The organism is Erwinia sp. PsM31 (genome assembly GCF_030433775.1).
GTDB lineage: Bacteria > Pseudomonadota > Gammaproteobacteria > Enterobacterales > Enterobacteriaceae > Erwinia > Erwinia aeris.
Window position 1 is genome coordinate 21,357 of record NZ_JARUWZ010000045.1, and the last position, 6,163, is coordinate 27,519.

Annotated in this window: 9 protein-coding genes; 6 read left to right on the top strand and 3 right to left on the bottom strand. The window is 54.2% G+C overall.

Annotated elements, in window-relative coordinates:
- Positions 1-17: 17 nt before the first annotated feature.
- Positions 18-962, bottom strand: a complete 945-nt coding sequence (gene fmt / locus QCD69_RS21700; RefSeq protein WP_301253470.1) for a methionyl-tRNA formyltransferase — start codon at positions 960-962, stop codon at positions 18-20.
- Positions 963-986: 24 nt separating this feature from the next.
- Complete coding sequence (gene def / locus QCD69_RS21705; RefSeq protein WP_301253471.1) at positions 987-1,496, bottom strand: peptide deformylase; 510 nt, start codon at positions 1,494-1,496, stop codon at positions 987-989.
- Positions 1,497-1,615: 119 nt separating this feature from the next.
- On the opposite strand from def, the gene dprA reads away from it, so the two are divergent.
- Genes dprA through QCD69_RS21735 form a run of 6 tightly spaced genes read left to right on the top strand, consistent with a single transcriptional unit; the run spans position 1,616 to position 5,400 of the window.
- The gene (gene dprA, locus QCD69_RS21710; RefSeq protein ID WP_301253472.1) at positions 1,616-2,740 is read left to right on the top strand and encodes a DNA-protecting protein DprA; all 1,125 of its coding nucleotides are present in this window, start codon (positions 1,616-1,618) and stop codon (positions 2,738-2,740) included.
- Positions 2,712-3,185 carry a DUF494 family protein Smg gene (gene smg, locus QCD69_RS21715; protein ID WP_125290971.1) on the top strand — a complete coding sequence of 158 codons (474 nt, stop codon included), beginning with the start codon at positions 2,712-2,714 and terminating at the stop codon, positions 3,183-3,185. The genes dprA and smg overlap by 29 nt, the downstream gene beginning before the upstream one ends.
- A 25-nt stretch (positions 3,186-3,210) precedes the next feature.
- Complete coding sequence (locus tag QCD69_RS21720) at positions 3,211-3,768, top strand: DNA topoisomerase family protein (protein ID WP_253457762.1); 558 nt, start codon at positions 3,211-3,213, stop codon at positions 3,766-3,768.
- Entirely contained in the window at positions 3,758-4,330 is a 573-nt protein-coding gene (gene tsaC, locus QCD69_RS21725) for an L-threonylcarbamoyladenylate synthase type 1 TsaC (protein WP_369897003.1), read from the top strand. Before QCD69_RS21720 ends, tsaC begins: the two co-directional genes overlap by 11 nt.
- Positions 4,331-4,333: 3 nt before the next feature.
- Positions 4,334-5,152: a shikimate dehydrogenase gene (aroE, locus tag QCD69_RS21730; protein ID WP_301253473.1), complete on the top strand. Its 819-nt coding sequence runs from the start codon at positions 4,334-4,336 to the stop codon at positions 5,150-5,152.
- The gene (locus QCD69_RS21735; protein WP_301253474.1) at positions 5,149-5,400 is read left to right on the top strand and encodes a DUF1488 domain-containing protein; all 252 of its coding nucleotides are present in this window, start codon (positions 5,149-5,151) and stop codon (positions 5,398-5,400) included. Before aroE ends, QCD69_RS21735 begins: the two co-directional genes overlap by 4 nt.
- Here the strand turns inward: QCD69_RS21735 and QCD69_RS21740 are convergent.
- Positions 5,376-5,930: a gamma carbonic anhydrase family protein gene (locus QCD69_RS21740; protein WP_301253475.1), complete on the bottom strand. Its 555-nt coding sequence runs from the start codon at positions 5,928-5,930 to the stop codon at positions 5,376-5,378. The genes QCD69_RS21735 and QCD69_RS21740 overlap by 25 nt on opposite strands.
- Positions 5,931-6,163 lie beyond the last annotated feature (233 nt).

The following is a 6,163-nucleotide window of genomic DNA, read 5'->3' on the forward strand; positions in this document are numbered from 1 at the left end:
CGAAGTCGGGCGAGGAGTCAGGCAAGGATGTTGCCAGGATTAAACCATTCACGGCGGGAGTTCAGCAGGTCCTGCGCCTTCATGGCTTTTTTACCGGCAGGCTGTAGCTCTTCGATATTGAGAACGCCATCGGCAGTCGCAATCTGGATGCCGTTTTTGTCCGCCTGCACAATTTCGCCAGGCTGTTTTGCCACGTGCGGCAATACCGAGGCTTTCCACACTTTGACCGGCTGGTCGTCAATAGTGAAATAGCTGACCGGCCAGGGATTAAAAGCGCGAATGCAGCGTTCCAGCTGGGCGGCGGATAGCGTCCAGTCCAGCTTCGCTTCTTCTTTACTGAGCTTTTCCGCATAGCTAACCAGCGCTTCATCCTGTACTTCCGGCTGCGCGCTGCCGCTGGCAAGCTGCTCAAGCGTGGTCAGCATGCCCTGTGGGCCAAGTTCGGCCAGCTTCTGATAGAGGCTGGCGCTGGTATCGTCCGCTTCAATCGGGCAGGCCAGCTTGTGCAGCATATCGCCGGTATCCAGGCCTACATCCATCTGCATGATGGTCACGCCGGTTTTCGCATCGCCAGCCCAGAGCGAACGCTGGATAGGCGCCGCGCCGCGCCATTTTGGCAGCAGCGAACCGTGTACGTTAATACAGCCCAGGCGCGGCATAGCCAGCACGGCGGCCGGCAGGATCAGGCCATAAGCCACCACGACCATAACGTCAGCATGCAGATCGGCAACCAGCTGCTGGTTTTCTTCGGGACGCAGGGATTTTGGCTGAAACACGGGAATACCATGCTGCTCAGCCAGCTGTTTAACCGGGCTGGCCGTCAGCTTGTTGCCGCGGCCCGCCGGTCGGTCGGGCTGGGTAAAAACGCCTACTACTTTGTGGCTGGACGACAGCAGCGCATCAAGATGACGCGCTGCAAAGTCAGGCGTGCCGGCAAAGATAATGTTTAAAGAGTCGGACACGGGGTTCCCTTCTTCAGATGTTCATCAGTCCTGAGCTGTCTGGCGATAGAGTTTCTCCAGCTTTTTACGAATACGATCGCGCTTCAGCGGCGACAGGTAATCGATAAACAGCTTGCCGACCAGATGATCCATTTCGTGCTGAATACAGATAGCCAGCAGGCCGTCCGCTTCCAGCTCATAGCTTTTGCCTTCACGATCCAGCGCGCGGATTTTCACTTTTTCGGCGCGCGGCACCAGTGCCCGCTGTTCCGGAATAGAGAGGCAGCCTTCTTCAATACCGGTATCGCCGCTTTTTTCCAGCAGCTCCGGGTTGATCAGCACCAGACGCTCGTCGCGGTTTTCTGAAACGTCGATAACGATAATGCGCTGATGAATATCGACCTGCGTCGCCGCCAGGCCAATACCTTCTTCGGCATACATGGTGTCGAACATATCATCAACGATACGCTGAATATCGGCGGTTACTTCCGCCACGGGCTTAGCGACGATGCGAAGACGATCGTCGGGATAATGTAATACCTGCAAAACGGACATAACTTTCCAGATTTGTGTTCAAGGAATAAGAGATTTATCCCTCTTATTGTAGACATTTCGCCTCATGATTGACAGCATTCCCGCTACGTTAACCAAAGCCCAGGGCAGGGATGGCACCGATGACGGCAACGGAGATTTGGCTGCGTCTGTCAGCCGTAAAGCAATTGTCCGCGCTACAGCGTGAAGCGATCGTCGCCAGGCTGCAATGCAAGACGGCGCTGGATAAAAATACGCTTCTTGAAGCGGGCATGCGGGCTGAGCAAGCCGAGGCTTTTCTGGCTTATGACCGGACGGTCATCAACAGCACGCTCGCCTGGCTGGAACAGGATAACCACTACTTTATTGCCTGCGACAGCCCTGCGTATCCTCCTTTACTGAAAAACATCCACGATTTCCCCACCGCCCTTTTTGTTCAGGGCGATCCGGCGCTGCTGACCACGCCGCAGATAGCGGTTATCGGCAGCCGCAGCTGCTCCGCCTACGGCAGAAACTGGGGAACCTTCTTTACACAAACGCTGGCGCTCAGCGGCATTACCATTACCAGTGGGCTCGCGCTGGGCATCGATAGCGTTGCCCACAGGGCCGCATTAGAGGTAAAGGGAAAAACGCTGGCGGTATTAGGGGGCGGGCTGATGAAAATCTATCCTCGCCAGCATCTTTCGTTGGCGAAAGCGATTGTTGCCGGGGGCGGCGCGCTGGTTTCTGAATTCCCGCTTGCCGCTGCGCCGTTCGCCTGGCATTTTCCCTGGCGTAACAGAATTATCAGCGGCTTGAGCCTGGGCGTGCTGGTGGTGGAAGCGGCCCTGAAAAGCGGCTCGCTGGTAACCGCCAGGCTGGCTTTAGAGCAAAATCGTGATGTTTATGCGCTGCCTGGCGCGATCGGCAATCCCGGTAGTGAAGGCACGCACTGGCTTATTCAGCAGGGCGCGCTGTTGACCGCGCATCCCAATACTATCCTTGAACAGTTACAAAGCGATTTGAAATGGTTACCCCTGGCGAAAAACTCAACAATATATTCTGCTGTGGAAGACAATAGTTCATTGCCATTTCCCGAGGTGTTGGCTAACGTAGGAGATGAGGTTACACCTGTTGACGTCGTCGCTGAACGTGCCTGCCAGCCTGTGCCAGTTATCGTAGCTAAGCTGCTTGAGCTGGAGTTAGCAGGGTGGATCGCAGCTGTACCCGGCGGCTATGTCCGATTGAGGAGGGCAAGCCATGTTCGACGTACTGATGTATTTATTTGAAACGTATATTCATAGCGAAGCAGAGATGCGCGTCGATCAGGATAAATTGACGGACGATTTGACCGACGCCGGTTTTCATCGTGAAGATATTTATAATGCGTTGAACTGGTTAGAAAAGCTGGCGGATTATCAGGATGGCCTGACGGCGCCTTTTTTGCTGGCGGCCGATCCGCTTTCCATGAGGATTTATACCGAAGAAGAGAGCCAGCGGTTGGATGCCAACTGCCGGGGATTCATTCTGTTCCTGGAACAAATTCAGGTGCTGAATCTGGAAACCCGGGAAATGGTTATTGAGCGTATTATGGCGCTGGACACGCTTGAGTTCGATCTGGAAGATCTCAAATGGGTGGTGCTGATGGTATTGTTTAACATCCCCGGATGTGAAAACGCCTACCAACAGATGGAAGAACTTCTTTTTGACGTCAATGAAGGAATAGTGCACTGAAGAACGTCTTCGTGTCGTAAATGCTATGAATAAAACAGCGCTTTTCGCTGTGCGAAAAAATGAGCCTTGCCCACAGTGCGGGGCGGAACTGGTCATTCGTTCAGGAAAGCACGGCGCTTTTCTGGGATGCTCAGCGTATCCCGAATGCGACTATATCCGCCCCCTTAAAAACCAGGCCGACGGCCATATTGTTAAAATCCTTGAAGGCCAGTTTTGCCCGGTTTGCCAGGCGGAGCTGGCTTTACGTCAGGGACGCTACGGCATGTTCATCGGCTGTAGCCGCTATCCCGACTGCACGCATACGGAACTCATCGATAAGCCCGACGAAACTACGCTTGCCTGCCCACAGTGCGAGAAGGGAAAGCTGGTGCAGCGGCGTTCACGCTATGGCAAGACGTTTCATGCCTGTGATCGTTATCCGGACTGCCAGTTTGCCGTTAATTTTACACCGGTAGAGGGAGAGTGTGAGTTTTGCCATTTCCCTCTATTAATTGAGAAAAAGACCGCGCGCGGCGTCAGGCGCTTTTGTGCCAGCAAAGCCTGCGGCAAGCCCGTTACAGCAGGAAACAGCATTGAAGAATAACTACCCGGCAGGCTCGCTGGATGCCTGCCTTGCGCACTTACGACAGGATGCCGTCATCGCTTATCCCACCGAAGCGGTATTTGGTCTGGGATGTAACCCGGACAGCGAAACAGCCGTCATGGCGCTACTGGCGTTAAAACAGCGTCCGGTCGAAAAAGGATTAATCCTGATTGCGGCGGATTATCAACAGTTGCAGCCCTACCTTGATGAAACACAGCTGACGGCAGAACAGAAAGAAAAGATGTTCTCGTTCTGGCCTGGCCCGGTGACCTGGGTAGTGCCGGCGCGCAACACTACGCCTCGCTGGCTGACAGGGCGGTTTGATTCGCTGGCGGTGCGGGTCAGCGACCATCCCGATGTTCGTCAGCTATGCGAGGCTTTCGGCAAGCCGCTGGTGTCCACCAGTGCCAACCTTACCGGCCTGCCGCCTTGCCGCCACGCTGCGGAAGTTCATCAGCAGTTTGGTAAAGATTTCCCCGTTTTGCAGTCTGAGACAGGCGGACGGAACAATCCTTCTGAAATTCGCGATGCTTTAACCGGCGAACTGATTCGACAGGGATAAACAATGCGAAATTTTGCGGTATTCGGTAATCCGATTAATCACAGCAAGTCGCCACGGATCCATCAGCTTTTTGCAGAGCAGACCGGCATCCCTCATCCCTACGGTCGTATTTGCGCGCCGGTGGATGAATTCGATCGTTCAGTAGCGGACTTTATTGCTCAGGGCGGCGCGGGCGCTAACGTGACGCTGCCTTTTAAAGAGCAGGCTTACCGGCTGGTGGATGAACTGACCGAGCGGGCTTCGCTGGCGGGCGCGGTCAATACTATAAAGAAGCTGGACGACGGGCGGCTGCTGGGCGACAACACCGATGGGATTGGTCTGCTGACCGATTTAGAAAGACTGTCGTTGATCAAGCCTGGCGACCGGGTACTGCTGGTGGGCGCGGGCGGCGCTGCTCGCGGTGTGATCCTGCCTCTGCTGTCTTTGCGCTGTGATCTGACTATTACTAACCGCACGCTGGCGAAGGCGCAGACATTAGCTGAGCTTTTTCGGCAGGCTGGCGAAATCACTGCCGAACCGATGGACAGCCTGGAGGCAAGGCAGTTTGATCTTATTATCAATGCCACTTCCAGCGGCGTTGGCGGAGAAATACCGGCTATACCGGCATCGCTAATCGGCCCGCAAACCCGCTGCTACGATATGTTTTATCAGCCTGGCGCAACGCCGTTTCTGCACTGGTGCCGGGAGCGGGGCGCAACGCATAGGGCGGACGGGCTTGGAATGCTGGTAGGGCAGGCGGCCTGGTCATTCTTTTTATGGCACGATGTGTTTCCTGATGTCGCGCCCGTGATTGCTACTTTGCAGGCGGAACTTCAGGGATGAACCAGGCGATCCTGTTTCCCGATCGTGAATGGTGGGATGAGTCGGCGAACGCCATCTGCTTTCCCGCTTTGGTCAACGGCTTTCAGATCCTTTGCGCCATTGACGGCGAATCGCTGATCCGCCGCTTTGGTAAAGATAAAGAAGTAATAGAAAGCTTCCGCCAACATCGTTGGGATCTGGAGGAGGAAGCAGAAGCGGCGATCAAGGCGGAAAAGGAAGACGCTCAGGGCTGGATCTGGCTTTCCTGAGCCAGATAGTCATCTTTCCATTTCACATAGTTGTTAGATGAATAAAGCAGGCCGCTGATTTCAGCTTCAGTAAGCGGCCGAATCTGTTTTACCGGGCTGCCTAAATAAAGAAAGCCGCTGGCCAGCCGTTTACCCGGCGGTACCAGGCTACCTGCACCAATCATGACGTCGTCTTCTACTATTACGCCATCCAGCAGTATCGAGCCCATGCCAACCAGTACACGATTACCAATGCTGCAACCATGGAGCATGGCCTTATGGCCAACCGTAACATCTTCCCCGACCATCAGCGGAAAGCCTTCCGGGTTAGCAGAAGACCTGTGGGTAACATGCAGTACGCTGCCATCCTGAATATTACTGCGTTTACCGATAACAACGCGATTTACATCCCCCCGGATGGCAACCAACGGCCAGATACTGACGTCATCATTTAACTGCACCTCACCAACCACCACACTTGAAGCATCGACCATGACGCGTTCGCCGCATTGGGGATACGTATCTTTATAAGGACGTAAATTTCCGGACATAACTGCCTCTCATTTATAAAAGGATCCATGAAGCCTGGCATCCCAGGCTAATAACGATCAATAACTTCACTAAAATCAGCGCTATTTTTGTGCAAATTGTCCGTTATCACAACGATAAGCGTGAAAAATCAGCGGTCGAAAAGAAAGATCAAAAAAAGGGTTGTGCTATCCGAACGGATCCCTATAATGCGCAACCACTGAGACGGCACAACGGCTTACAGCCAGCGGCTCAG

Bases quoted from the DNA above. Each gene is read 5' to 3' on its own strand.
- def (WP_301253471.1), bottom strand. From the start codon at position 1,496: ATGTCCGTTTTGCAGGTATTACATTATCCCGACGATCGTCTTCGCATC.
- aroE (WP_301253473.1), top strand. From the start codon at position 4,334: ATGCGAAATTTTGCGGTATTCGGTAATCCGATTAATCACAGCAAGTCG.
- smg (WP_125290971.1), top strand. From the start codon at position 2,712: ATGTTCGACGTACTGATGTATTTATTTGAAACGTATATTCATAGCGAA.
- dprA (WP_301253472.1), top strand. From the start codon at position 1,616: ATGACGGCAACGGAGATTTGGCTGCGTCTGTCAGCCGTAAAGCAATTG.
- QCD69_RS21735 (WP_301253474.1), top strand. From the start codon at position 5,149: ATGAACCAGGCGATCCTGTTTCCCGATCGTGAATGGTGGGATGAGTCG.
- QCD69_RS21720 (WP_253457762.1), top strand. From the start codon at position 3,211: ATGAATAAAACAGCGCTTTTCGCTGTGCGAAAAAATGAGCCTTGCCCA.
- QCD69_RS21740 (WP_301253475.1), bottom strand. From the start codon at position 5,930: ATGTCCGGAAATTTACGTCCTTATAAAGATACGTATCCCCAATGCGGC.